Annotated in this window: 22 protein-coding genes; 14 read left to right on the forward strand and 8 right to left on the reverse strand. The window is 45.0% G+C overall.

The features are described from left to right. Positions 1–26: 26 nt before the first annotated feature. Positions 27–335 carry an ATP-dependent Clp protease adapter ClpS gene (gene clpS / locus L5M37_RS04950; protein ID WP_006081936.1) on the reverse strand — a complete coding sequence of 103 codons (309 nt, stop codon included), beginning with the start codon at positions 333–335 and terminating at the stop codon, positions 27–29. Between the two features lie 194 nt (positions 336–529). Here clpS and cspD point away from each other — a divergent pair, with 194 nt between their 5' ends. Beyond that, a complete protein-coding gene (gene cspD / locus L5M37_RS04955) occupies positions 530–736 on the forward strand; it encodes a cold shock domain-containing protein CspD (protein ID WP_006081937.1) in 207 nt (68 codons plus the stop codon). A gap of 317 nt (positions 737–1053) precedes the next feature. Here cspD and L5M37_RS04960 read toward each other — a convergent pair whose 3' ends face one another. Then, the gene (locus tag L5M37_RS04960) at positions 1054–3279 is read right to left on the reverse strand and encodes an NADP-dependent isocitrate dehydrogenase (RefSeq protein ID WP_263199613.1); all 2226 of its coding nucleotides are present in this window, start codon (positions 3277–3279) and stop codon (positions 1054–1056) included. A 343-nt stretch (positions 3280–3622) separates the two neighbouring features. Here L5M37_RS04960 and rluE point away from each other — a divergent pair, with 343 nt between their 5' ends. The 6 genes from rluE (at position 3623) to L5M37_RS04990 (ending at position 9726) form a co-directional block, all read left to right on the forward strand. Beyond that, a complete protein-coding gene (gene rluE / locus L5M37_RS04965) occupies positions 3623–4408 on the forward strand; it encodes a 23S rRNA pseudouridine(2457) synthase RluE (RefSeq protein WP_263199614.1) in 786 nt (261 codons plus the stop codon). Between the two features lie 67 nt (positions 4409–4475). Beyond that, on the forward strand, positions 4476–4970 hold the full coding sequence (locus L5M37_RS04970) for an NUDIX hydrolase (protein ID WP_263195978.1): 495 nt from the start codon (positions 4476–4478) through the stop codon (positions 4968–4970). A gap of 324 nt (positions 4971–5294) precedes the next feature. Further along, positions 5295–6413 (forward strand): tRNA 2-thiouridine(34) synthase MnmA, encoded by a 1119-nt coding sequence (gene mnmA / locus L5M37_RS04975; RefSeq protein ID WP_014610717.1) that lies wholly within the window; start codon positions 5295–5297, stop codon positions 6411–6413. Between the two features lie 3 nt (positions 6414–6416). Beyond that, the gene (hflD, locus tag L5M37_RS04980) at positions 6417–7034 is read left to right on the forward strand and encodes a high frequency lysogenization protein HflD (RefSeq protein WP_131523325.1); all 618 of its coding nucleotides are present in this window, start codon (positions 6417–6419) and stop codon (positions 7032–7034) included. 29 nt (positions 7035–7063) lie between these two features. Continuing rightward, complete coding sequence (gene purB / locus L5M37_RS04985) at positions 7064–8434, forward strand: adenylosuccinate lyase (RefSeq protein WP_263199616.1); 1371 nt, start codon at positions 7064–7066, stop codon at positions 8432–8434. A 152-nt stretch (positions 8435–8586) separates the two neighbouring features. Then, positions 8587–9726 carry a cupin domain-containing protein gene (locus L5M37_RS04990; protein WP_263199617.1) on the forward strand — a complete coding sequence of 380 codons (1140 nt, stop codon included), beginning with the start codon at positions 8587–8589 and terminating at the stop codon, positions 9724–9726. A 172-nt stretch (positions 9727–9898) separates the two neighbouring features. On the opposite strand, the gene L5M37_RS04995 is transcribed toward L5M37_RS04990, so the two are convergent. Next, the gene (locus L5M37_RS04995; protein WP_011789106.1) at positions 9899–10348 is read right to left on the reverse strand and encodes a DUF4826 family protein; all 450 of its coding nucleotides are present in this window, start codon (positions 10346–10348) and stop codon (positions 9899–9901) included. 280 nt (positions 10349–10628) lie between these two features. Between L5M37_RS04995 and L5M37_RS05000 the strand changes: the two genes are divergently transcribed. Continuing rightward, positions 10629–11663 carry a Glu/Leu/Phe/Val dehydrogenase dimerization domain-containing protein gene (locus L5M37_RS05000; RefSeq protein WP_028759730.1) on the forward strand — a complete coding sequence of 345 codons (1035 nt, stop codon included), beginning with the start codon at positions 10629–10631 and terminating at the stop codon, positions 11661–11663. Between the two features lie 212 nt (positions 11664–11875). After that, on the forward strand, positions 11876–12220 hold the full coding sequence (locus L5M37_RS05005; protein WP_011789104.1) for a hypothetical protein: 345 nt from the start codon (positions 11876–11878) through the stop codon (positions 12218–12220). Between the two features lie 136 nt (positions 12221–12356). Here L5M37_RS05005 and L5M37_RS05010 read toward each other — a convergent pair whose 3' ends face one another. The 4 genes from L5M37_RS05010 to ppsA all read right to left on the reverse strand — a co-directional run bounded on the left by L5M37_RS05010 (position 12357) and on the right by ppsA (position 19026). Further along, positions 12357–12773, reverse strand: a complete 417-nt coding sequence (locus L5M37_RS05010) for a MarR family winged helix-turn-helix transcriptional regulator (RefSeq protein WP_028759729.1) — start codon at positions 12771–12773, stop codon at positions 12357–12359. A gap of 144 nt (positions 12774–12917) precedes the next feature. Then, entirely contained in the window at positions 12918–13391 is a 474-nt protein-coding gene (locus L5M37_RS05015; RefSeq protein ID WP_263199618.1) for a DUF1285 domain-containing protein, read from the reverse strand. Positions 13392–13516: 125 nt separating this feature from the next. Beyond that, complete coding sequence (locus tag L5M37_RS05020) at positions 13517–16558, reverse strand: FAD-binding and (Fe-S)-binding domain-containing protein (protein ID WP_263199620.1); 3042 nt, start codon at positions 16556–16558, stop codon at positions 13517–13519. 98 nt (positions 16559–16656) lie between these two features. Beyond that, positions 16657–19026, reverse strand: a complete 2370-nt coding sequence (ppsA, locus tag L5M37_RS05025; RefSeq protein ID WP_028759726.1) for a phosphoenolpyruvate synthase — start codon at positions 19024–19026, stop codon at positions 16657–16659. A gap of 124 nt (positions 19027–19150) precedes the next feature. Here ppsA and L5M37_RS05030 point away from each other — a divergent pair, with 124 nt between their 5' ends. From L5M37_RS05030 to L5M37_RS05045, 4 genes are all read left to right on the forward strand, one after another. Continuing rightward, a complete protein-coding gene (locus L5M37_RS05030; RefSeq protein WP_028759725.1) occupies positions 19151–19963 on the forward strand; it encodes a pyruvate, water dikinase regulatory protein in 813 nt (270 codons plus the stop codon). A 182-nt stretch (positions 19964–20145) separates the two neighbouring features. Next, on the forward strand, positions 20146–21210 hold the full coding sequence (locus tag L5M37_RS05035; RefSeq protein WP_028759724.1) for a 3-deoxy-7-phosphoheptulonate synthase: 1065 nt from the start codon (positions 20146–20148) through the stop codon (positions 21208–21210). A gap of 179 nt (positions 21211–21389) precedes the next feature. After that, on the forward strand, positions 21390–21854 hold the full coding sequence (locus L5M37_RS05040) for an acyl-CoA thioesterase (RefSeq protein ID WP_168825401.1): 465 nt from the start codon (positions 21390–21392) through the stop codon (positions 21852–21854). Positions 21855–22074: 220 nt separating this feature from the next. Next, positions 22075–22737 (forward strand): response regulator transcription factor, encoded by a 663-nt coding sequence (locus L5M37_RS05045; protein ID WP_028759722.1) that lies wholly within the window; start codon positions 22075–22077, stop codon positions 22735–22737. Between the two features lie 63 nt (positions 22738–22800). Here the strand turns inward: L5M37_RS05045 and cysB are convergent, their stop codons facing one another. Continuing rightward, positions 22801–23784, reverse strand: a complete 984-nt coding sequence (gene cysB, locus L5M37_RS05050; RefSeq protein WP_168825399.1) for an HTH-type transcriptional regulator CysB — start codon at positions 23782–23784, stop codon at positions 22801–22803. Positions 23785–24012: 228 nt separating this feature from the next. On the opposite strand from cysB, the gene zomB reads away from it, so the two are divergent. After that, on the forward strand, positions 24013–24792 hold the full coding sequence (zomB, locus tag L5M37_RS05055) for a flagellar motor control protein ZomB (protein WP_028759720.1): 780 nt from the start codon (positions 24013–24015) through the stop codon (positions 24790–24792). Positions 24793–24815 lie beyond the last annotated feature (23 nt).

The raw sequence follows: 24815 nt of genomic DNA on the forward strand, positions 1-24815 counted from the left end.
ACAACAGACTACAGAGTAAAGCGGTTTTATGCTTTCTCTAACGAACACAGTAACGGATGTTGGTTTTGTCTTGCAAATTGATTTACTTGTATCACCTTAGTTTCTGCAATCCCAAACGGGAAAATACCGCAAATCCCTTTTCCTTGGTGATGGATCGTCAACATGATATCGGTCGCTTCCTGCTCGTTCTTGCGAAAGAAAACCTGCAAAACTTCAATCACAAAATCCATTGGGGTGTAATCATCATTATTGAGTACCACCTTATACATCGAAGGCGGCATTAACTCTGATTCGACACGTTCTTCAACGTGTTCAATATTTCCTATCTTTGCCATTTTTTAATACTAGCCTCTCGTGTTGGCCTCTTCCAATTGATCCGTTCAAATTAATCAGTTGTTACCTCTTTGTTAATTTTAGCTTGACTTCCGCATTTACTCCTTACATTCTGTTGTGCAGACGGTGAACGAATACCCGTCTATACAGGTTTTACTATCTTACTGGTAAGTAGACAACAGAAGGAAGTGGAAGTATGGCAAGCGGAACTGTTAAATGGTTCAACAACGCCAAAGGATTCGGGTTTATTTGCCCTGATCAAGGTGGTGAGGACGTTTTTGCACACTATTCTACCATTGAAATGGAAGGCTATCGAACTCTAAAAGCAGGCCAACCCGTTCAATTTGAAGTAGAAGCCGGTCCAAAAGGGATGCACGCTTCAGCCATTTCACCAACAAAATAACGTTTGGTGAGGCCAATGATCTAAAAGGCAGGGACTTGTCCCTGCCTTTTTATTGCTGCGTGTTTCATCAATTCTCACCACTTAATGCTACATCGCTCATCATCATTTCGCATGAATTTAATTCAAGTTCAATAGCCGCAGACCATCCATTGCATCCCTGCAAAAAGTTTTTATCATCGGTCTCGACAGCAAATTTAGGGTATAAAAAAGGATCTGCAATGCAGATCCTTTTTTAAAATCAGTCTAATGACTTACAACTTTACATCAGCTTAGATGGCCCACACGCGCACACCATCTAAAAGTGATAACGAGCTAAATTAAGCAATCAACAGCTTGTTCAACGTCTCGCTTGGGCGCATGGCTTTTTCAGCCTTAGCCGCATCTAAACGGTAGTAACCGCCTAAATCGACTGGTGCACCTTGTGCCGTCGCTAATTCAGCCACAATCACTTGCTCATTCGCCGCTAGCGCATGCGCTAACGGAATGAAGTGAGCTTGTAACTGCTCATCGCCCGTTTGCGCAGCTAAGGCTTGTGCCCAGTACATGGCTAAGTAGAAATGGCTGCCACGGTTGTCTAACTCACCGACTCTTCTTGATGGCGATTTGTTGCCATCTAAGAATAGGCCAATGGCTTGATCTAACGTATCGGCTAACACTTGGGCTTTTGGATTGCCTACGGTTTGACTTAAATGCTCTAAAGACGCCGCCAGAGCCAAGAATTCACCGAGCGAATCCCAACGTAAGTGACCTTCTTTCTCAAGCTGTTGCACGTGTTTAGGTGCACTACCGCCCGCACCTGTTTCAAATAGACCGCCGCCGTTCATTAGCGGAACGATTGACAGCATTTTGGCACTGGTGCCTAGCTCGAGGATGGGGAACAAGTCAGTCAGGTAGTCACGTAGAACGTTACCCGTAACTGAAATGGTATCTTTGCCTTCTTTGATGCGAGCCAAAGACAAACGCGTAGCATCTTCTGGAGACATAATGCTGATGTCTAAGCCATCAGTGTCATGTTCTGGCAGGTACTGCTGCACTTTAGCAATGATTTGCGCATCGTGGGCACGTTTGCTATCTAACCAGAATACCGCTGGAGTATTGCTTAAACGGGCACGGCGCACGGCCAGTTTTACCCAATCACGGATAGGTGCGTCTTTAACTTGGCACATTCTCCAGATATCGCCCGCTTCCACGTTATGGCTCATCAATACCTTACCACTGGCATCGACAACGTTGACCACACCGTCAGCAGGAATTTCAAAGGTCTTATCGTGGCTGCCGTACTCTTCGGCTTTTTGCGCCATCAAGCCCACGTTTGGCACGCTGCCCATGGTTTTAGGATCAAAAGCGCCGTGCTCTTTACAGAAAGCAATCGTTTCTTGGTAGATACCGGCATAACAACGATCTGGGATCATGGCTTTAGTGTCATGCAGTTGACCGTCTGGTCCCCACATTTGGCCAGATGAACGAATCGCAGCAGGCATAGACGCATCGATAATGATGTCGCTTGGCACGTGTAAGTTGGTGATACCTTTGTCAGAATCAACCATAGCCAATGCGGGACGCGCAGCGTAAACGGCGGCGATATCGGCTTCGACTTCGGCGCGGCTATCAGCAGGTAATGTCGCTATTTTGGCATAAACATCACCAAAACCGTTGTTAACATCTACGCCTAATTCAGCGAAAAGCGCCGCATGTTTGTCAAATACTGGCTTGAAGAATACCTTCACAGCGTGACCAAACATAATAGGATCAGACACTTTCATCATAGTGGCTTTCAGATGCAGCGATAACAGCACATCTTCTGCTTTGGCGTTTTCGATTTCACGCTCATAGAAGCTCACTAATGCCTTTTTACTCAATACCGCAGCATCGATAATTTCGCCAGCCAGCAGCTTAAGACCCGATTTGAGCACCACTTCTTGACCATCTTTTTGCGTCAGCACGATATTCACGCTGCCCGCACCAGATAAAGTGACAGACTGCTCACTACCGTAGAAATCACCGTCAGTCATGTGGGCAACATGTGACTTGGAATCTTTGGCCCATTTCCCCATGGAATGCGGGTTTTTCTTGGCGAAGTTTTTCACCGATAATGGGGCACGGCGATCTGAGTTACCTTCACGCAGTACTGGGTTTACCGCACTACCTTTGATCTTGTCGTAACGGGTTTTAATTGACTTTTCAGCGTCAGTTTTTGGCTCATCCGGATAATTAGGGATGTCGTAACCTTTTTGCTGCAGTTCAAGGATACAGGCTTTTAATTGTGGGATCGAAGCACTGATATTCGGTAACTTGATGATGTTCGCTTCTGGCTGATTCGCTAACTCGCCAAGCTCTGTCAGATGGTCGCCAATCTTTTGTGCTTCGGTCAGTTGCTCAGGGAAACTGGCAATAATACGGCCCGATAACGAGATATCACGGGTTTCAACCGCAACGCCCGCGGCGTCGGTAAACGTTCTGATAATAGGTAAGAGTGAGAGGGTGGCCAGTGCTGGCGCTTCGTCTGTTTCAGTGTAAATAATTGTTGATGAGTTATCTTTCATGTTACATCCTACATTATTGTAAAATTTAATATTTTTTATAATAATTTTATAGCATGGCGAACAAATCTGAGCACAGGAAAAATATCAATCAAGGCAATCGACCACACCCTCATCTTTAAAATTCTCAATGCCCTTCTGTCTTTGCGCGCAAGCTAAAATTTGTTACAACGACTCATTAAAACCTAATAAACATTTAGGCACAGATCACATTTTCTGGCCGACATCATAGAGCATTCGCAATAATATTCAAATTCCACTAACGGCGAATGCCAAGTACACTATGACCACATTAACGACTCAATCAAGTCAGGTAAGCGTGTCTCAACCTCCTGTTAGCAAAAGTATGACCAAAAACAAGTTTCAACCTAAAGGTGCCAATGCCAGCGCAAGTTCCCCGGCCAAGAGCCCGATTAAACCCGCTAAGCCCGCCAGCAGAGGCCCTGTCAACCGCGCTACCGCCGTAGATAGCAAAGTGGCGCCAGTACGAAATGCCAATGGCAGTTTAAAGAAAGAACCCTTTAAAAATCCTAATCGACGCGCAATTGCGGCGGCAAAACCGGTGCAGAGCCAAACGATTGCGCCGATTATTGTGCTGTTTAATAAACCTTTTGATGTACTTTGCCAGTTTACCGATGAACAAGGTCGCAAGACCCTAAAAGACTATATCCCCATTCCTGACGTGTATGCCGCAGGCCGCTTAGACAGAGACAGTGAAGGCTTGTTGTTGCTGACCAATGACGGTCAATTACAGGCAAGACTGACAGAGCCGAAAAAGAAAACCTTTAAAACCTATTGGGTGCAAGTAGAAGGCGTTCCGACGGAAGATGTACTGACAAAACTGCGCCAAGGTGTTGAATTAAATGATGGTATAACGCTGCCTGCTAAAGTCAAAATCATGGATTCACCTGACATTTGGCCACGTAATCCACCGGTGAGAGAGCGCAAAAATATCCCAACAACTTGGCTAGAAATCCAAATTCATGAAGGCCGCAACCGCCAAGTCAGACGCATGACAGCGCATATCGGTTTTCCGACCTTAAGATTAATCCGTTATAAAATAGGCCAATGGAGTCTAGATAATTTGCCATCGGGTGAGCACAAATGCATCCGTCTCGGTGATGAAGTCTAAATTTCAGCCTAATTTCTGCGCTCAACGCCACTAAAAAGTGGCACCATGTCCACTCAAAGGAGGCTCCATGAGTCAAAGATATAAACCCAATGTGACCGTCGCTTGTATTGTTCATGCAACTTCACAGGACAAATATCTGATGGTAGAAGAGTGGATTGAAGGCGAGCAACGCTTTAATCAACCCGCGGGTCACTTAGAAGCAAATGAAAGTTTAATCCAAGCCTGTGAGCGCGAAGTATTTGAAGAAACGGGGTTATCACTCAAAGCCCAAGGACTCGTCGGCATTTATCAACTCAGCGCCAGTGAAGACTTAGCCTTTGTACGCTTTACTTTTTTCGTGCAGTTAGATGATATGCCCTCACCTGCGCCGCAGGATAAAGCGATCCATAGTGCGCATTGGTTAAGTCTTGCGCAGATAGAAGCCAAGCCATCTTTACTGCGCAGTCCCTTAGTACTCGATTGCTTAAAAGACTATCTCAATCAGGCACAAAATGGCCAAACTTATCCCCTTAGCTTACTCAATAGTGACCGCCTCACGATAGCCCAAGCGAGCAAGGCGTGATAGAATACCACCCCGCATAAACGGCTGGCTAAGCTTAATGCGTGTGCTACTGCAGAGGCCTTGTACAGCAAATAAATAGTTGGCCGTAAATGCGAGGTTTACTGACAGTTTGCGGACTCATTTTATTTGATAGCGCAGGCAAAGTTTGATTTAACAATCAGCAGCACAGCACCTAGATGTAAAGTTAGCTTGGATTTAAAGTGAGCTTGGATTTTTAGTTAGCCCATATTTTTAGTTAGGTTAGGTATTTTTGTTACGCGCTCAATGTCGCGGCTTAAATTCATCCACCTAGCCAACACACATACTCAATGGTTTTTAGGATTTATGACATCAATCGAACCCACTCATACAGGAAAAAAAGTCATTGTCGGCATGTCCGGCGGTGTAGATTCATCTGTTTCAGCCTATTTGCTTATGCAGCAAGGCTATCAGGTTGAAGGCCTTTTCATGAAGAACTGGGAAGAAGATGACAACAACGAGTACTGCGCGGCCGCAGAAGATTTAAAAGACGCCCAAGCCGTGTGCGACAAACTCGGGATCAAGCTACATACAGTCAACTTTGCTGCCGAATATTGGGACAATGTGTTTGAGTATTTCCTCGCCGAATACAAAGCCGGGCGCACGCCAAATCCCGATATCATGTGCAACAAAGAAATCAAATTTAAGGCATTTTTAGAATTTGCCGATGAAATCCTCGACGCCGATTACATCGCAATGGGTCACTATGTTCGCCGTCGCGATAACAGCGACGGCAGTACGCAAATGCTCCGTGGCGTTGATGGCAATAAAGACCAAAGCTATTTTCTCTACACCCTTAGCCATGAGCAAGTTGCCCGAAGCCTGTTCCCTGTCGGTGAGCTCGAAAAACATCAAGTTCGTGAAATTGCGAAAGAAATGGGCCTAATCACCCATGACAAAAAAGACAGTACCGGCATCTGCTTTATCGGTGAGCGCAAGTTCACTGAATTTCTAGGGACTTATTTACCGGCGCAGCCTGGCAATATCGAAACCCCAGAAGGCGAAGTCATAGGCACGCACCAAGGACTCATGTACCACACTTTAGGCCAACGTAAAGGCTTAGGCATTGGCGGCATGAAAAACAGCAATGACGATCCTTGGTATGTGGTCGATAAAGATCTTGAGCGTAACGTATTGATCGTGGGTCAAGGCGGACACCATCCCCGTTTGATGTCGACCGGCATGACAGTTAACCAACTGCATTGGGTAGATAGAACTGGGCCTGTCGATGGTTGTCATATCACTGTCAAAACCCGTTATCGCCAACAAGATGTGCCTTGTACATTAACCTACACAGATGAACACACCTTGCGCGTGGTCTTCGATGAACCTGTAGCGGCGGTGACGCCTGGACAGTCTGCGGTATTTTATGATGGTGAAGTCTGCCTAGGTGGCGGCATCATAGATCAATTAATCCGAGGGTAAAGCGTGAACGAGCAACTCATTAATCGGACGATGGCGTTTGCAGGCATACTGCAAGCCATTGCCCAAGTTCAACATTTAGCGCGCCATGGCGAATTGGATAATGCTGAGCTCGCAGCGAGCTTAAACACCATTCTCGTCACCAATCCTGACAATACGGCCGATGTCTATCAAGATAAAATCGTATTGCAAAAAGGCTATAAGCTGATCCTGAACCAGCTCGGTGACAGCAGCCAAAAAGATGTTGAAATCACCCGCTATTTAGTGGGCGTGCTTGCCCTTGAGCGTAAACTCGTGCGCTCTAACAGTGGCTTAGGCATGTTGGCTGAACGTATTAATCAAGTGAATCGCCAGCTACATCATTTTGCCATCACAGATGAGCAAGTTGTTGCCAATCTTGCCAGCATTTACAGTGACATCATCAGTAATTTAGGGCCAAAAATCCAAATTTCGGGTAATCCTGTGTGTTTGCAGCGCCCTATTGTACAACATAAAATTCGTGCTCTGCTGCTTGCCGCTATACGCAGCGCAGTACTGTGGCGTCAGTTGGGCGGTAAACGTCGACACTTAGTCTTCGCCCGCAAAGCCATAGTCGATACAGCCAAGAAAAGTCTTACCCTATAATAAAATTAGCGTTCATCAAGGAGCTACACATGGATCTTTCCGCACTAACTGCTATCTCTCCGGTAGACGGTCGTTATGGTAGTAAAACCGCGTCATTGAGAGGGATTTTCAGCGAGTTCGGTCTTACCAAGTACCGTGTTCAGGTTGAAATCAATTGGCTAAAACTGTTAGCCGACTGTCCAGACATTAGCGAAGTGCCAACATTGAGCGCGTCAGCTATCGCCGTACTCGATGGCATTAAAGACAATTTCAACGAACAAGATGCGCTGCGTGTTAAGGCTATCGAAAGTACCACTAACCACGATGTAAAAGCGGTTGAATACTTCATTAAAGAAAAAATCGCGGGCAATAGCGAATTAGCCGCTGTGGGTGAGTTTGTTCACTTTGCTTGTACTTCTGAAGATATCAACAACTTAAGCCACGGTTTAATGTTGACTGAAGCCCGTGAACAAGTATTACTGCCCTACTGCAACGAGTTACTGACTGCGATTAAAAAGCTGGCGATTGAATATCGCTCTGTGCCGTTAATGTCACGCACCCATGGCCAACCCGCGTCCCCATCGACGCTCGGTAAAGAGATGGCGAACGTCGCAGTGCGCCTTGAACGTCAAATCAAACAAATCGCCAATGTTGAAATCATGGGCAAACTGAACGGTGCCGTAGGTAACTACAATGCTCACCTGTCAGCCTATCCTGAAGTTAATTGGCATGAGCTGTCTGAGCGTTTTGTGACTAGCCTTGGCTTGCACTGGAATGCCTACACGACGCAAATCGAGCCACACGATTACATTGCCGAATTGTTTGATGCGGTTGCCCGTTTCAACACTGTGCTGATTGACTTTGACCGTGATATTTGGGGTTACATCGCCCTAGGTCACTTCAAACAACGCACTATCGCTGGTGAAATCGGTTCATCGACTATGCCGCACAAAGTTAACCCAATCGATTTTGAAAACTCTGAAGGTAACTTAGGTATCGCTAACGCCCTGATGCAACATTTAGCGTCTAAGCTGCCGCTATCAAGATGGCAACGTGACTTAACTGACTCGACTGTACTGCGTAACTTAGGCGTGGGTATTGCCCATGCGTTGATCGCGTATCAAGCGACCTTAAAAGGCATCAGCAAGTTAGAAGTTAACGAAGCGCATCTGCGTGATGAACTCGATCACAACTGGGAAGTGTTAGCAGAACCAGTACAAACTGTGATGCGTCGTTATGGCATTGAAAAGCCATACGAAAAATTAAAAGAACTGACGCGCGGTAAACGTATCGACGCGCAGCAACTGTCAGTGTTTATTGACGGACTTGAATTACCAGACTCAGTGAAAGCTGAACTGAAGAAAATGACGCCCGCCAATTACATTGGTCGTGCCGAAACGTTTGTCGACGAACTGAAGTAAATTATTAATTAAAATTGGCGATTAACTAATAGTAAGCTATTGACTGAAATTAGTTATTAACTGAAATTGGCGATGGACAATACTCTTTCATAAACAGAAATAAGGATTAAGGCGACTCACATCACCGCGATGTGGTCGCCTTTTTTAACACTATGTATACACTCAATCTCGATATCGCCCAGTTTCTTAGTGAGTACTGGCAAAAGAAACCCCTGCTGATCAAAAAAGCGTTTCCGCAGTTTGAAGATCCAATCAGCGCCGACGAACTAGCAGGTCTTGCCTGTGAAGAAGAAATCTCTTCACGCATCGTCGTCACCAAAGACAATGATTGGGAAGTAGTGCAAGGTCCGTTTGAAGATTACGACAGCTATGGCGAAACCCATTGGCAGTTATTAGTGCAAGCAGTCAACCATTGGTATCCAGATTCGCAACCATTAGTTGAAGCTCTACGCTTTTTACCTGACTGGCGCTTCGATGACTTGATGGCCTCATTTGCAACTCCAAGTGGCGGTGTCGGCCCACACGTCGATAACTACGATGTGTTTATCATTCAAGGCGAAGGTGAGCGTCGCTGGACTGTGGGTGACAATACCCCGCAACAACGCCGTGGCGGCAATCCAAACTCGCCGCTGGTTGAAGACTTCACACCCATTATCGATGTAGTGTTAGAAAAAGGCGACATGCTTTATATTCCACCTGGTTTCCCACACTGCGGCGAAACCCTAACTGTGGCAATGAGTTACTCGATTGGTTTCCGCGCTCCTAGCCAGCAAGAATTGGTCAGTGAAGTCGCCGATTATTTGCTCGACAATAACTTAGGTCAGCAGCGTTTCACGTCGCAAACTGAGCCGAGTTCAGCCGGTATCGTCAGCCAAGATCACCAAGTGGGCATAATGTCACTCTTGAGTCAACTGAGCCAAGATCCCAATAGCTACCAAATCGTGTTAGGTAAGTTGCTCAGTCAAAACCGTTTCGAGCTTGACTTGTGTGAAGGCGAAGAAGCTTACAGCATTGAAGATTTGCAAGATGCCTTCGCCCAAGGTGCTGGCGTCAACCGTATCGGCGGTTTGAAAGTATTGCGCCTTGAAAATGACGCCACGCCGCGATTATTCATCAATGGTGATGTGCACGAACTGCTAAATACACCGGCAGATGTGATCACACAGTTGAGCGATAACGTCAGCTTAAACGCCGATGAAGCGACTGAAATATGTCAACATGAAGAAGTCCAAGCCTTACTGTTGAAACTCATCAATCAAGGTTTCTACTACTTGAGCGACAGCGAAGAATAAGCCCTATCGACTCTGCTCGATGACCTTTTTCTTAATATAAAGTGTAAATAAAACATCAACATAAATAAGGCACTCAATTGAGTGCCTTATTATTTCAATTATCAGTATCAATCAACACAAGTGACTGTATTAACTCAATACTATCTAAATACAATCCTTAACTCATTTGAGTTTAAGCATTCCACAGTTTATCGTCGTTGTGCATACGATATAAACTCTCGGCACGCGATACTAATAATTGAGCAAATTTAGCCTGAGTGGCATCACGGGTTGCACCCGAACGCACTAAGTTTTCCGCCTGCATTTGCCACATCATAGAGAAATGACGCACGGCATCACGGGCCGTCGCCGCCACTTTGACATCGACAAAATCCGACGGTAAATCACCTGACATCACCCAATAGGTTTTGTTGCTTGGGCGCTTTGATTCCATCTTCCAAATCGCCATATAAGGCGCAAGATAACGGCTTTCATCGGCTAGGACTTTGCTTGGGATCACGCCTTTTTCAGCGAGAAAACGATTGGCTTTTTGAAATTGAGTTCTGACCCACTCTTGACGCAGCTTTTCTATTTCTTCAGCTGATAAATTTTGTTGAGTTTGGTCGACAGCTTGTTCAGTCATACTTCCGTCCTATCTTATTGTTATAACGCGAGCCTAATTCTTGGGATCAGTGCGCGATTCATTCTATTCGTTACGTTAAATTCAGTACAATCCATTCTTAATCGCAAAGCTTACGTTTACGTAAAGTGGAAAGCTAAATTGCCACAAATAATGTATTTATTCGGTCATTATGCATGGTTGAGAGTATCGCTAAATGCTATGGTTCTGCAATAAATATAACAAGCAGTCGATAGAGGCTCACCTCGTCGGCTTTTTCATTGTGTATAGCGGAGAAATTCACATGGCTGTATTTAATCATGTATCCTTTGACGAACATGAACAGGTTGTATTCTGTCATGATAAAGAAAGTGGCTTAAAGGCCATTGTCGCCATCCATAACACCAACCTAGGCCCTGCCGTGGGTGGATGCCGGATGTGGAATTACCAATCGGATGATGAAGCCCTGACTGACGTATTACGCCTCTCTCGTGGCATGACTTATAAAAATGCCCTAGCAGGTTTAACCATGGGCGGTGGTAAATCCGTGATCATTGCCGATCCGAAAAGACAAGATCGCGAAGCGCTGTTCCGTGCCTTTGGCCGTTTGATTAACAGCCTAGGTGGCCGCTACTATTCAGCGGAAGATGTTGGCACTACTACGGCTGATATTATGATCGCCCATGAAGAAACCCCTTATATGGCGGGTCTTGAAGGTAAAAGTGGCGATCCATCACCGTTCACAGCCCTTGGCACTTATTTAGGCATCAAAGCTGCAGTTAAACATAGACTTGGTTTAGACAGCCTTAAAGGCCTTAAAATCGCCGTTCAAGGCGTCGGTCACGTTGGCTATTACCTGTGCAAACACTTGCATAACGAAGGCGCAGAACTGATTGTTACTGACATTCATCAAGCCTCATTAGACAAAGTCGCTACCGACTTTGGTGCCATTGTTGTCGCGCCTCAAGAAATCTACGCGCAAGATGTGGATGTGTATGCCCCTTGTGCCCTTGGCGCAACCTTAAACGATGCAACCTTACCGCAACTAAAAGCCAAAATTGTTGCTGGCTGTGCCAACAACCAATTAGCCGAAGTACGCCACGGTGAACAACTGAAAGAAATGGGCATACTGTACGCGCCAGACTATGTGATTAACGCAGGCGGCATTATCAACGTGTCGTTCGAAAAAGATTACGACGCAGCAAAATCGACGGCTAAAGTAGAAGAAATTTACAACACGCTGCTGAAAATATTCAGCCAAGCCGATGCGCAGAACCGTACAACCGGCGCCGTGGCTGATGAAATGGCGAAAGCCATTATCGAAGCCGCTAAGCAGTAATTTTTCTACGCGTTTATTATTTTTTATGCCCGTCAAATATTGAAAAAAGCGACCTCTGGTCGCTTTTTTGTTATCTAAAATTTAATCTATCACTAAGCTCATGGTTTAGCCGCGCTTTTAATTTCGACACAGAATATTCATTTAATCACGCTGGAAAACGTCATATTTGTCTGCTTGAATTAGTCTATCAGGTCCCAGCACAGGATAGCGCTATGATCCGTTTCAAATATGATCTCAACCAAGATGTCGTAGAACTGCAAGCCAGCAATTGGAGTGGTTTAGAGCGGGTCTTCGTTAATGGGCAGATGGTGTCGCACAAGCTTAACTTTAAACCTCAAAGCGAGCATACCATTCAGCTTAAAGATGGCGCACCTTGCAAGTTTGAACTGCTTATCGATCCCCAAACCGATGAGTTAATGTGCCGAATTTATAAGCAACATAGACTCGTCGCTAGCCTAAAACAAGGCAAAGAGAATTTATTAGCCAGCCGGCGTTATTTACAGCACTCAGTGATAGCCGTAAGTCTGCTTTGCGTCTTTGCACTTTACTTAAATTAATCAAACCAGTTTAATCCCGCAGAGTGAGGCATAGTGGATGGGATTAAACTGGGAACATGATTTAGATAACCACATACAGATAGAAGTAAAAACGGCTAAACCACAGTTTTCCTCCATACCCATTAGATTCAAAATTTCAAGCCAAACGGTTGATTTTATTTAATAGTAAAATGAATGTCTGTTGTTCATCTTCACTTAAATTTGACAGAAATTTTTCATTGACCCGCTCAGCTTCGCAGATAAGATCTTGCTCTAATGCTTTGGCTTCATCGGTCAAAAAGATTTGGAAGGCACGCCGATTATCGACTTCTTGATGGCGAGTAATAAGACCTTGCACCTGCAACTGATCGAGTAAGCGCGTCATAGTGTAATTTGCCACATCGCAACGCTTAGACAATTCAGTTTGGCTTATGCCCTCTTCTTGCCACAAAGCAAACAGCACAGGCCACAGTTTTATATCGAGTTGATATCGCTTAAGATGCAGATCAAGCTCATTTTGCAGCTCGATATTTAAGTGGGATACAAGATAGCCTAAGCTTTCATGACGATTCAAACAGCACCTCCTACAGCAAAGGTTTAACGCGTTTTCACTTACTCTGCACGCCATCATAGGAACCCAGAGTTAGTTTTAATACTACCACTTAACCCATAATAAACTAGCTTAGACCACAGCAAATTATGCGATTAACCTACGAGCTCATTCCTCATCTAGATCAGATAAATTGAATTCATTCACAAAATTATAGTAACAGGCCCGACCTAATTTGCCCCATAAACCGCGCTCAAGCGGCAAATAAACACTGTCATCGGTGAGCTTCATCTGTTTTATATCGACTTTGTGGTGCTGTGTTTCAATGCTGGTTCTTACATTGAGCAGCGAATGGGGTTGCGCTCGCTCGAAATCGACAATCAGTAAGGGGGCATCTTCAACCCGCACTCGCACCTTCTCCACTGGGGTAATTAAGAAATACTCATCATCGATGCAATGCAAAATACTGGCGAACAACTTAGCAAACTTTGCTGGCAGCGATGTGCCTAGATAGGTCCAATCACCCAAGGCGTTAATGTCAAACAATGGGGCTTCACTGCACAATGGTGCAACCGAGATTAGCCTACTATCGGCGGCGAATTGTTTGAGCGTGTGTTGAATACTGTCAGTCATCTTTTCCATCTAGGCCTCCATCATCCATAAAAAAACCAGCCTTGCGGCTGGCTTTAGTGTGACATTCAACACTGGGATATACCAGTGAGGATAATGACGATCTGACTAGCGCAATCAAAACGGCATAAACACTATTAAATATTTGCTAACTCGAGTAAGGCCTCAAGTGGATGCTTTGGCTTGTATCCGGCAAAACGTTTTACCTGACTACGGCACGAATAACCAGACACTAACACTTGCGGCTGCTCAATTTTCGCTAGCGTTTGCTGCCAAGACATATCAAACAAGGCTTTAGAGCGCTCGAGGTTTTCTGCCTCATGACCATAGGTTCCCGCCATACCACAACAACCTAAATTGACTGCGGTTAACTTAGCGCCAAAATGGGCAAAGATTTTAGTCCACTCATTGGCGGTATTTGGCTTGGCCGTCGATTCGGTACAATGACTAAACCAAGTATATTGCTTATCTTGCGCAGCTTTTGCAGGTAAATCTTTGATGACATTCAGTAGCCATTCGTTGGCTAACTTGACCTCAAAATTACCGCGATTAGCCCCTAAGACTTCACGGTATTCATCGCGATAACACAAGACTAAGGCAGGATCGATGCCGACCATGGGCATGCCCAGTTTATGGACTTGGTTCAAAAAGTCTGCACTCGACTGCGCCGTTTTAGCAAACTTATCTAAAAATCCCTTGATATGTGTTGGCTTACCATTGGGTTTGTAGGGCAATAACACCGGCTTTAAGCCGAGTTTTTCTATCAATTGGATAAAGCGCAGCACAAGACCTGAGTCATAGAAACTGTTAAAAGGATCTTGTACCACCAACACAAACTGTGAGCGCTTCTCTTCAGGAATCGCTTGCAACGCAGCTAAGTCGTAACCACGGCTTGCATGACCATCGAGTCTTTGCTTCAAAGTCGGCACAGATAACGCAGGCGCATCCACATAACCAATCGCCTGTTTAATCACCCATTGGCTCAATGGATTTTGTGCAACAAAGTTAGTGAGACGCGGTGCCGCAGCCATCAATGGCAAGCTATCTTCAATCCCGGCAACGAGATAGTCTTTCGCGGGTCTTAAATAGCGTTGATAGTAAATATTGAAGAACTGCGCCCTAAACTTAGGCACATCCACTTTAACCGGACATTGTCCAGAGCAGGCTTTACAGGCTAAACAGCCCTTAAGCGATTCCATCACTTCGTGGGAGTAATCATAATCACGTTTGGCATTGATGGTATTTTGTATGCGCTGCAATATACCAAAAGGTTTCGCTTTTGCGAGGGCATTAACATCAACCCCTTCAGCCTCAAGCAGTCTTAGCCACTCTCTCATGAGCCCTGCACGCCCCTTAGGTGACTGCACTCTGTCACCCGTCACCTTAAACGATGGGCACATGGGCGAATAGCTACTGTAATTAAAACACAGGCCATTACCGTTACAATTCATCACATCGGGGAACGCATCACGCACATCAACGGGGATTTGTCGATCAAACTGACCGCGCTTAGCACTGTCAACATCGTAATAGAGGGCGCCAGTATGCTTAGGCGCCACCAGCTTGCCGGGGTTTAGTCGATTATCAGGGTCGAACAAACCTTTGATATCTTGCAATACACCGAAAAGTTCATCACCAAAGACAGCTGGACCGTATTCACCGCGCACACCTTTACCGTGTTCGCCCCACATTAGGCCGCCGTATTTAAGCGTCAGTGCCGCGACTTGATCAGAAATGACTCGCAGTAATTTTTCATCTTCAACATCGCACATATCGAGCGCTGGACGAACATGCAACACGCCCGCATCCACATGGCCGAACATACCGTATTGCAGATTATGCCCGTCGAGTAACGCGCGAAACTCCATAATGTAATCGGCGAGTTTTTCGGGCGGTACCGCAGTATCTTCTGCAAAGGCGATGGGCTTACGGCGACCTTTAGTGGCGCCGAGTAAGCCAACGGCTTTTTTACGCATGCCGTAAATTTTTTCGATACTCGGCTTATCTTGCGTCACTTGGTAACCCAATACACCGCACTCGCCTTTGCTGATCTGCTCAGTTAACACAGCTTCCAAACTCGCGAGCTTTTGCTCAACTTCGACCGTGTCACCTGCAAATTCGACCATATTGAGGCCATCAATAACTTTACCAGGCACTTCTTGGATAAGATCAGCCACCGAATGCCAGACAATATCTTTACGGGCTAAGTTAAGCACTTTTGAATCGACGGTTTCGACCACAGTCGCCCGCGCGGCAACTAAGGATGGCGCATGACGCAATGCCGATTGGAACGAATCGTACTTAATGTTTACCATAGCGCGCTCAGTCGGCAGCGGGGTGAGATTAAGTTTGGCTTCGGTTATCACCGCAAGCGTGCCCTCTGAGCCAGTCAGAATTCGTGATAAATCGAATTGCGTCAGGTTGTCGTTCCACACGTGTTTTAAGTCATAGCCAGTGAGGAAACGATTGAGCTTAGGAAATTGGTTTTCAATCTGAGTACGCTTTTCACGGCAGACCGCCGCCACAGCAGAAATCAATTTCTGCCCCAGCGGATTATCACTGACATTATCGGGGTTACACAGTAGTCCCGCATCTAGGGGATGCGTATCCAGCACACTGCCATCGATCAGCACACTGCACAGCGCCAGCACGTGATCTGACGTCTTACCATAGACCAGTGAGCCCGCACCCGAGGCATCGGTATTGATCATGCCGCCAATCGTGGCGCGGTTTGAAGTGGATAAATCGGGACTAAAAAAGAATCCATGGGGACGCAATGCATCGTTAAGCGCATCTTTAATCACGCCAGCTTCGACTCGAACCCAACCTTGCTCAGCATTCACTTCGAGAACACGGTTCATGTAACGCGACACATCCAAAATCAAACCATGGGTCAGTGATTGTCCGTTGGTGCCCGTACCACCGCCCCGCGCACTGAAGGTCACGCTGCGAAATGCGTCCGTAGCTGCCAGTGTCAATGCAATTTGGATATCCTGCTGATTTTTAGGATATAACACAGCTTGAGGCAAAAATTGATATACAGAGTTGTCCGTTGCTTGCACTAAACGGGCGCTGTAACGTTTGTCTATATCACCGGAATACTCACTTTGCTCCAGTGCATCAAGGTATGCCAAATACACTGGCTCTAATGTTTGTTGATGTGATAGCAGGGGTAGCATAGATGGCTTCTGTCAATTATCGTTATGGCGCCATTATAAACAAAAAAAAGCCGCTAAAAAGCGGCTTTTTTAACAAGTTTATAAAATTACTATCTAGATCAACCGTGCGCTTCGGCTAAATACAACCAAGTATCAATCACAGTATCAGGGTTTAATGACACTGTATCTATGCCTTGTTCTACCAACCAAGCGGCAAAATCAGCGTGATCTGAAGGACCTTGACCACAAATTCCTATGTAAGCGCCCTTCGCTTTAGCCGCTTTAATCGCTAATGAAAGTAGCATTTTAACGGCTTCATCACGCTCATCGAATAAATGGCTAATGATACCTGAATCACGGTCAAGGCCGAGTGTCAGCTGAGTTAAATCGTTTGAGCCGATAGAGAAGCCATCGAAATGCTCAAGGAATTGGTCTGCTAACAGGGCGTTTGAAGGCACTTCACACATCATGATGACACGTAAACCGTCTTTACCACGCTCTAAACCTTGCTCTTTGAGCAGGCCGACCACTTGCTCAGCTTCTTTCACTGTGCGAACGAATGGGATCATGACTTCAACGTTTTTCAGACCCATGTCATTACGAACGCGTTTGATCGCTTCACACTCAAGGGCAAAACAGTCACGGAAGGATTCAGAGATATAACGGCTCGCACCGCGGAAGCCCAGCATTGGGTTCTCTTCTTCTGGCTCGTATCTGTCACCACCAACCAAGTTTGCGTATTCGTTAGACTTAAAGTCTGACATACGTACGATCACTTTCTTCGGATAGAAAGCTGAACCGATAGTCGCAATACCTTCAACCAGACGGGCAATATAGAACTCAACAGGTGATTCGTAACCAGCAATCATTTCGTTGATTTCAGTTTGCAGCGCTGCATCCTGTTGATTGAATTCGAGCAGTGCTTTCGGATGAATACCAATCATACGGTTGATGATGAATTCTAAACGCGCTAGACCCACACCTTCGTTTGGCAAACGGGCAAAATCAAATGCACGATCAGGGTTACCCACGTTCATCATGATTTTCATTGGCAATGCAGGCAGAGAGTCAACACGGTTTGAAATCACTTCAAACTCTTGTTTACCTTCGTAGATAAAGCCAGTGTCACCTTCGGCGCAAGAAACAGTCACGATTTGACCATTCTTGATACGGTCAGTCACGTCACCACAACCCACCACCGCTGGCACACCTAATTCGCGGGCGATAATTGCCGCATGACAGGTACGACCGCCACGGTTTGTGACGATAGCACTTGCGCGCTTCATGATAGGTTCCCAATCAGGATCTGTCATGTCTGTCACTAACACATCACCAGGTTGGATTTGATCCATATCGGCGATTGAGGTTAATACTTTGGCTACACCAGTACCCACTTTATGACCGATAGCGCGACCTTCACAGATCACAGCGCCACGGCTCTTTAAGTGATAACGTTCAATCAATTGCACATCTTCACGGCTACGAACCGTTTCTGGACGCGCTTGAACGATATACAATTTGCCATCGTTGCCGTCTTTTGCCCATTCGATGTCCATTGGACGACCGTAATGTTTTTCGATCACCATGGCTTGTTTGGCTAATTCTTCAACTTCAGCGTCATTGATAGAGAATTGACGACGTTTGTCAGCAGTCACGTCTTCAATTTTGACTTGTTTGCCGTGAGCAGCATCATCTGAATACACCATTTGGATGAGCTTGCTACCGATATTACGGCGCACAACAGCCTTGTGACCTAAGGCTAAAATAGGTTTATGAACATAAAATTCATCTGGGTTTACCGCGCCTTGAACAACCATTTCACCCAGACCAAAAGATGAAGTGATAAACACCACATCGTTATTGCCAGATTCAGTGTCCATAGTGAACATCACACCTGAAGCCGCTTTATCTGAACGAACCATGCGTTGTACGCCAGCAGACAAGGCAACACCGTGGTGCTCATAACCTTGATGCACACGGTAGGAAATAGCGCGATCGTTAAAGAGTGAAGCGTACACATGCTTGATCGCTGTCAGTACGGATTCAAATCCTTTCACGTTTAAGAAGGTTTCTTGCTGACCTGCAAAAGAGGCATCTGGCATATCTTCAGCTGTTGCAGAAGAACGTACCGCGAATGACGCTTCGCTAGTTTCAGCGGCAAGTTTATCGTAAGCTTCACGAATCGCTTGCTCTAATGCTGGTTGAAATGGAGTGTCGATAACCCACTGTCTGATCTGTGCACCTACTTTAGCCAGCGCATTGACATCATCTACATCCAGTGTGGCTAGAATGTCATAAATCTTCTGGTTAACTCCGCTTTGTTCAAGGAACTCGTTGAACGCATGGGAAGTTGTCGCAAATCCGCCAGGTACTTGAACACCGGCATTGGCCAGATTGCTGATCATCTCGCCTAGAGAAGCATTTTTACCGCCAACCAAGTTGACGTCACCCATGCCTAATTCTTGATACCAGAGTACGTATTGCTGCACAGTTCTATCTCCGCAAGTTTATTTCAGTGGCCCCTTCACACGAGGGCAGCGGCATTTTACACTCCTGTCGAACACGCGTAAATCTATAATTTTATTTGTAATTTTATTACTACAAGAGGTCAGTATGGCACCAAAAGTATTCTATATCTCCGACGGGACAGCGATCACAGCTGAAGTTTTTGGTCATGCGGTTCTCTCGCAATTTCCATTAGAATTTGAGTCACTTACGATTCCATTTGTCGAAACATTGACGAAAGCGGAGCAAGTTAAGCGACAAATTAATGATTGTTTTATTACAACAGGTGAGCGGCCGTTAGTATTCCATTCCATCGTAAAAGCCGAGATCCGCGACATCATCTACTCGAGTGAAGGGGTTGATTATGATTTTTTGAATACTTTTGTGGCCCCACTCGAACAACATTTAGGTGTTTCTGCCTCTCCAGTTGTACATAGAACCCATGGAAAAGCGAATCACGGCTATGAAGCGCGTATTGATGCCATTAATTTCGCCATGGATAACGATGATGGCCAGACCATGAAACATATGGATCAAGCCGATCTGGTTTTACTTGGGGTCTCTCGCTGTGGCAAAACGCCATCGAGCCTGTATTTATCAATGCAGTTCGGCATAAAAGCGGCAAACTACCCTTTCACCGAAGATGATATGGATAACCTTAAGTTACCTGAAGCACTGAAACGCAATAAGAAAAAACTGTTTGGTTTGACGATTGATCCCGTGCGTTTACATGAAATCCGTCAGAGTCGCATGGAGAATAGCCGCTACTCATCGCTCAAACAGTGCCGCTTAGAAGTCAAAGAAGTTGAAATGCTGTTTAAACGAGAACGCATTCCTTACATAGACACCACTAATCATTCCGTGGAAGAAATTGCCACTAAAATATTAGATGTCACGGGCCTAGAACGGCATATGTTCTAATCCTAATAAGCCAAAATCAGCAAAAGAAACCGAGTGAATTTAGTCTAAAAGAAACTAACTTAAATCAAATTCATTGCACAGTTGCCGACAATTAACGCAATTGGCACTGTGCAACTCGGTTCGATTCGTTATAATCCGAGGCAATCTGGCGAAAAGCGCCGCACGCAAGCTCGGTATTTTGAATGACCATAAAAACAGACGAACTACGCACTTCCTTATTAGCAAAAGTCATCTCACCTGCGCAACTGGCATCTGAGTTCCCATTAACTCAAGATGCAGCCGATTATCTGGTTCAGCAACGTCGTGAAGTCGAAGCCATCATTATGGGTGAAGACCAACGTCTATTGGTGATCATAGGCCCATGCTCAATCCACGATACTAAAGCGGCATTAGATTATGCTCAACGCTTAGCCGCGTTACACCAAGAATTGAAAGATGACTTGTGTATCTTAATGCGCGTCTATTTTGAAAAACCCCGCACAATTGTCGGTTGGAAAGGATTAATTTCAGATCCCGATCTCGATGGCAGTTTCGAGCCAAACAAAGGTTTACGCATTGCCCGCGAATTGCTGCAACAAATCACTGAATTAAAATTACCTATCGCCACCGAATTTTTAGATATGGTGAACGGTCAGTACATAGCGGATCTCATCACTTGGGGTGCGATTGGTGCGCGCACCACGGAAAGCCAAGTCCACCGAGAAATGGCTTCAGCACTGTCTTGCCCCGTTGGTTTTAAAAATGGTACTGATGGGAACATCAATATTGCCGTTGATGCAGTGCGTGCCGCACAAGTGCCACATGTTTTCTATTCACCGGATAAAGATGGCGCTATGGCGGTCTATCGCACCCACGGCAACCCGTTTGGCCATATCATCCTACGTGGTGGCAAAAAACCTAATTATCACGCACAAGATATCGAAGAAGCGCGTCAACAGCTTGCATCTGTTGGGGTAACTCAACGTATGGTTATCGATTTCAGCCACGGAAACAGTGAGAAGAACCATCTCAAACAACTGATGGTCGCCGATGAAATTATGACTCAAATGCGTGCTGGCAGCACTGCCATCGCAGGTATTATGGCTGAAAGCTTCTTACAAGAAGGTAATCAAAAAGTCGTTGAAGGCCAGCCACTCTGTTATGGCCAAAGTATCACAGACGCCTGCTTACATTGGGACGACTCTGAAATTCTGCTACGTAAGCTCGCAGCGGCTTCCCGCGAAAGAAAAGCACTGTTAACCAAATAAATCTGAAGTAGAATAAATCGTCCAATAAAAAACCGATCTCATTTCGGTTTTTTATTGGAAGCATGACATTATCCTCAGTCATATGCCTACTGCACCTTAAAGCCTGTAGTTTTCTATCTTTAACCACCATAAATCTTTATAATTCGAGCTTATTTTGCTGCATTACCTTAGGTTGCTGTATGTCGCTTACCCCCATGTCCACAAACACCGAAAATACCTCACGAATCGAAGCCGCTGAAACACCTTTTCCTGACGCGATTCAAACTCGAATTGATTCCTCAGAAGCGCGTGTGATTAAAGCAGTATTTCCCTCAATCACCAACCATCACAATACGTTATTTGGTGGTGAAGCTTTAGCGTGGATGGATGAAACAGCCTTTATTGCGGCAACTCGTTTCTGCCGTAAAACCTTAGTCACAGTGAGTTCCGATAGAATTGATTTTAAAAAGCCTATCCCAGCTGGCACACTAGCAGAACTCATCGCTCGTGTGATCCATGTAGGTAATACGTCATTAAAAGTTGAAGTCAACATCTATGTCGAAGACATGTATCAAGACCATCGAGAGCATGCCATACGTGGTGTGTTCACCTTTGTTGCGGTTGACGAACAACGAAATCCCACAAAAGTGTGGACATATGGGTAGTTTTTAGACGATTTTAAAGTATAGGTTAGCCCGTACTTTCGGGCTTTCAATTGAAACTATACTGTCCATCTTTTTCCCTGTAAAACACCGACCAAAGTCTAACAACCAGAAACATATCAAAATTTTGTCCTTATTCCTGAATAAAGCAATAGGTTCCTTGATTACTTTTCTGTTACATTGAGTTCAATCTTCACGCGCACCGAACATAATCATAAAAGCCATGAAGCTAGAAAACTTAAATATTATTATCGCAGACGATCATCCATTGTTCAGAAATGCACTACGTCAAGCGCTGACCAGCGCTTTCGAGCATGCACAGTGGTTTGAAGCCGACAGTGCTGACGCACTGCAATCTGTATTGGATGTTCGAAGCGTCGATTACGATCTTGTACTGTTAGATCTGCAGATGCCGGGGTCCCACGGCTACTCCACACTTATCCACCTACGCTCACATTATCCTGAGTTACCCGTTGTGGTGATTTCAGCCCACGAGGATATCAATACCATTAGCCGTGCGATTCATTATGGCAGCAGTGGTTTTATCCCTAAATCAGCTTCAATGGAAACCCTAAAAGAGGCGCTAAGTGCGGTGTTATTCGGTGATATTTGGTTGCCTAAAGGCACTGAGATTATTGCTATCAATGACGATGCCATTGATAAAATGGCCAGCAAGTTATCCGATCTCACGCCGCAACAATATAAAGTGTTGCAGATGTTTGCCGAAGGTTTATTAAATAAACAAATAGCCTACGATCTTGGCGTATCTGAGGCGACCATCAAGGCGCACGCTACCGCCATATTTAGAAAACTTGGCGTTCGTAACCGCACTCAAGCAGTTATTGCCCTTGCGCAACTCGAGATGGATAAAGTCGATTTATCTTAATCGCTAAACCCATAAAAATGCCGCTTTTATTAGCGGCATTTTTATGTTTGTAAATCATCCAAGTTAACGCATTGGCAGATTTTTATCGGCAAACATTTCATCTATGAGCTGTTGATCCCGTAATGCTACAGCTTTCTCCACCACATCACGGGTTAAATGCGGCGCAAAGTGCTGAATAAAATCATACATATAACTGCGCAAGAAACTGCCCTTCCTAAAACCAATTTTAGTCGTACTGTGGGCAAACAAATGACCAGCATCAATAGCGACTAAATCTTTATCAACATTTGGATCAATGGCCATAGACGCGATGACGCCCACACCTAATCCTAAACGAACATAGGTTTTAAGCACATCGGCACTGGTCGCACTAAAGACAACACGCGGCTCTAAATTGGCCCGATTGAACGCTTTTTCAATTTCAGAAGCACGGTCAAAACCAAAGACATAGGTCACTAAGGGGAAACGGGCTAAATCTTCGATACTAATCAAGTTGCCTTGATTGCGGGTCGCAAGAGGATGGTCTTTGGGCACAACGATAGAGCGGTTCCAGTGGTAACAAGGCAACATTATCAGATCTGAATATAAATGCATTGCTTCGGTCGCAATGGCAAAATCTGCATCACCGCGAGCCGCCTGTTCGCTGATCTGCGACGGTGTCCCTTGGTGCATATGCAAGTTCACTTTAGGATAGCGATCAATAAACTGACGAATTATCGTCGGTAATGCATAGCGTGCCTGAGTATCTGTTGTGGAAATATTTAACTCACCTTGATCTGGCTTAGTATATTCTTCAGACACTTTTTTGATACTTTCAACTTTACCTAAAATATCATTGGCAATGCTGATCACTTGCAAACCCGCAGGTGTGACATGGGTTAAATGCTTACCGCTACGACCAAATATTTGGATCCCCAACTCATCTTCAAGCATACGAACTTGTTTACTGATCCCAGGTTGAGAGGTATACAAGTTTTCAGCTGTCGCCGATACATTGAGGTTATGTTTTACGACCTCAGCAATATACCTGAGTTGTTGCAGTTTCATCTTATTTCCTTGTCTCAAACACGCAAAATGCCATTAACAACTGAGCCCTCAAAGCACTCTCAGCTATAATCAATCGTTATAGTATATAGTAAAAATTAAAGCAAATAGGAATATAGAGCACAAGTCTACAGATTCATACGACAGAAATGATAACCTAGGCTAAGATAACTATGCTAGTTTATTGATTTATTGTAGCATTAGCTCAATTGGATAAATAATGGAACATCTATGTCATTCACCTTGGTTCTGATCCTCATCGGTGCGCTTTTACTGCTTGTTATCGGAATTAACGTATTACAGCAACAAAAAGAACGTGTAGAGGCTGAGCGTCGCATTGAATTTGCCCGTCAAAGAGCAATTATCGATGAAACTGAAACTGTGTTATCAAACACAGGAATGATGCCTTGTAGCACGAATATAGTGTTGGTTTTGTACCGGCGTGTACAAGATGCCTTGCAATCTGCAACAGCGATCAGTAATGGCCAACAACAGTCAGACTACCAACGCCGCTTAGCCGATATCAATAATCAAATAACAAGCTTACAGTCTGGACAACCTCAAACTCCTCCAATTGAGAATTTCAGACTACCCGATAATGACAAGCAAATTTTAGCGCTTGTTCAAACCTTAAAAAAATTAAAGGCGATACTCAGAGCCGAGCATAATAAAGGTAAAGTTGATCCGAGCATTTTTGCTCAAGAAGAAAGCCGCATCGACAGTTTACAGCTCAGAATTAATGTCGATTCTATGCTTTCTCGTGCCCGCGCGGCCAGCTTTATGAAGCAATATGGCTCATCAAAACAAATGGTAACCAAAGCCCTATCAACATTACACGCCATTAAGGCACAAACGCCTAATGATCCCTTCATTGGGCGTAAAGTCGATGAGGCTAAACAATTACTTGATGAAATTATGGGTGCACAGAAACAATCTGAGCCCAGTGCGCCTAGACCTAAAAATGAAGAAGATGATATCGATATGCTGTTTCAACCTAAAAAGAAATGGTGATCAGTCTCTATTTGCTTACCGTT

The sequence above is a fragment of the Shewanella sp. SM69 genome, assembly GCF_025653985.1.
Taxonomy (GTDB): Bacteria; Pseudomonadota; Gammaproteobacteria; order Enterobacterales; family Shewanellaceae; genus Shewanella; species Shewanella oncorhynchi.

Excerpts from the sequence above, each read along its gene's own strand:
- clpS (WP_006081936.1), bottom strand. The coding sequence starts at position 335 with ATGGCAAAGATAGGAAATATTGAACACGTTGAAGAACGTGTCGAATCA.
- cspD (WP_006081937.1), top strand. The coding sequence starts at position 530 with ATGGCAAGCGGAACTGTTAAATGGTTCAACAACGCCAAAGGATTCGGG.
- L5M37_RS04960 (WP_263199613.1), bottom strand. The coding sequence starts at position 3,279 with ATGAAAGATAACTCATCAACAATTATTTACACTGAAACAGACGAAGCG.
- rluE (WP_263199614.1), top strand. The coding sequence starts at position 3,623 with ATGACCAAAAACAAGTTTCAACCTAAAGGTGCCAATGCCAGCGCAAGT.
- L5M37_RS04970 (WP_263195978.1), top strand. The coding sequence starts at position 4,476 with ATGAGTCAAAGATATAAACCCAATGTGACCGTCGCTTGTATTGTTCAT.
- mnmA (WP_014610717.1), top strand. The coding sequence starts at position 5,295 with ATGACATCAATCGAACCCACTCATACAGGAAAAAAAGTCATTGTCGGC.
- purB (WP_263199616.1), top strand. The coding sequence starts at position 7,064 with ATGGATCTTTCCGCACTAACTGCTATCTCTCCGGTAGACGGTCGTTAT.
- L5M37_RS04990 (WP_263199617.1), top strand. The coding sequence starts at position 8,587 with ATGTATACACTCAATCTCGATATCGCCCAGTTTCTTAGTGAGTACTGG.
- L5M37_RS04995 (WP_011789106.1), bottom strand. The coding sequence starts at position 10,348 with ATGACTGAACAAGCTGTCGACCAAACTCAACAAAATTTATCAGCTGAA.
- L5M37_RS05000 (WP_028759730.1), top strand. The coding sequence starts at position 10,629 with ATGGCTGTATTTAATCATGTATCCTTTGACGAACATGAACAGGTTGTA.
- L5M37_RS05005 (WP_011789104.1), top strand. The coding sequence starts at position 11,876 with ATGATCCGTTTCAAATATGATCTCAACCAAGATGTCGTAGAACTGCAA.
- L5M37_RS05015 (WP_263199618.1), bottom strand. The coding sequence starts at position 13,391 with ATGGAAAAGATGACTGACAGTATTCAACACACGCTCAAACAATTCGCC.
- L5M37_RS05020 (WP_263199620.1), bottom strand. The coding sequence starts at position 16,558 with ATGCTACCCCTGCTATCACATCAACAAACATTAGAGCCAGTGTATTTG.
- L5M37_RS05030 (WP_028759725.1), top strand. The coding sequence starts at position 19,151 with ATGGCACCAAAAGTATTCTATATCTCCGACGGGACAGCGATCACAGCT.
- L5M37_RS05035 (WP_028759724.1), top strand. The coding sequence starts at position 20,146 with ATGACCATAAAAACAGACGAACTACGCACTTCCTTATTAGCAAAAGTC.
- L5M37_RS05040 (WP_168825401.1), top strand. The coding sequence starts at position 21,390 with ATGTCGCTTACCCCCATGTCCACAAACACCGAAAATACCTCACGAATC.
- L5M37_RS05045 (WP_028759722.1), top strand. The coding sequence starts at position 22,075 with ATGAAGCTAGAAAACTTAAATATTATTATCGCAGACGATCATCCATTG.
- cysB (WP_168825399.1), bottom strand. The coding sequence starts at position 23,784 with ATGAAACTGCAACAACTCAGGTATATTGCTGAGGTCGTAAAACATAAC.
- zomB (WP_028759720.1), top strand. The coding sequence starts at position 24,013 with ATGTCATTCACCTTGGTTCTGATCCTCATCGGTGCGCTTTTACTGCTT.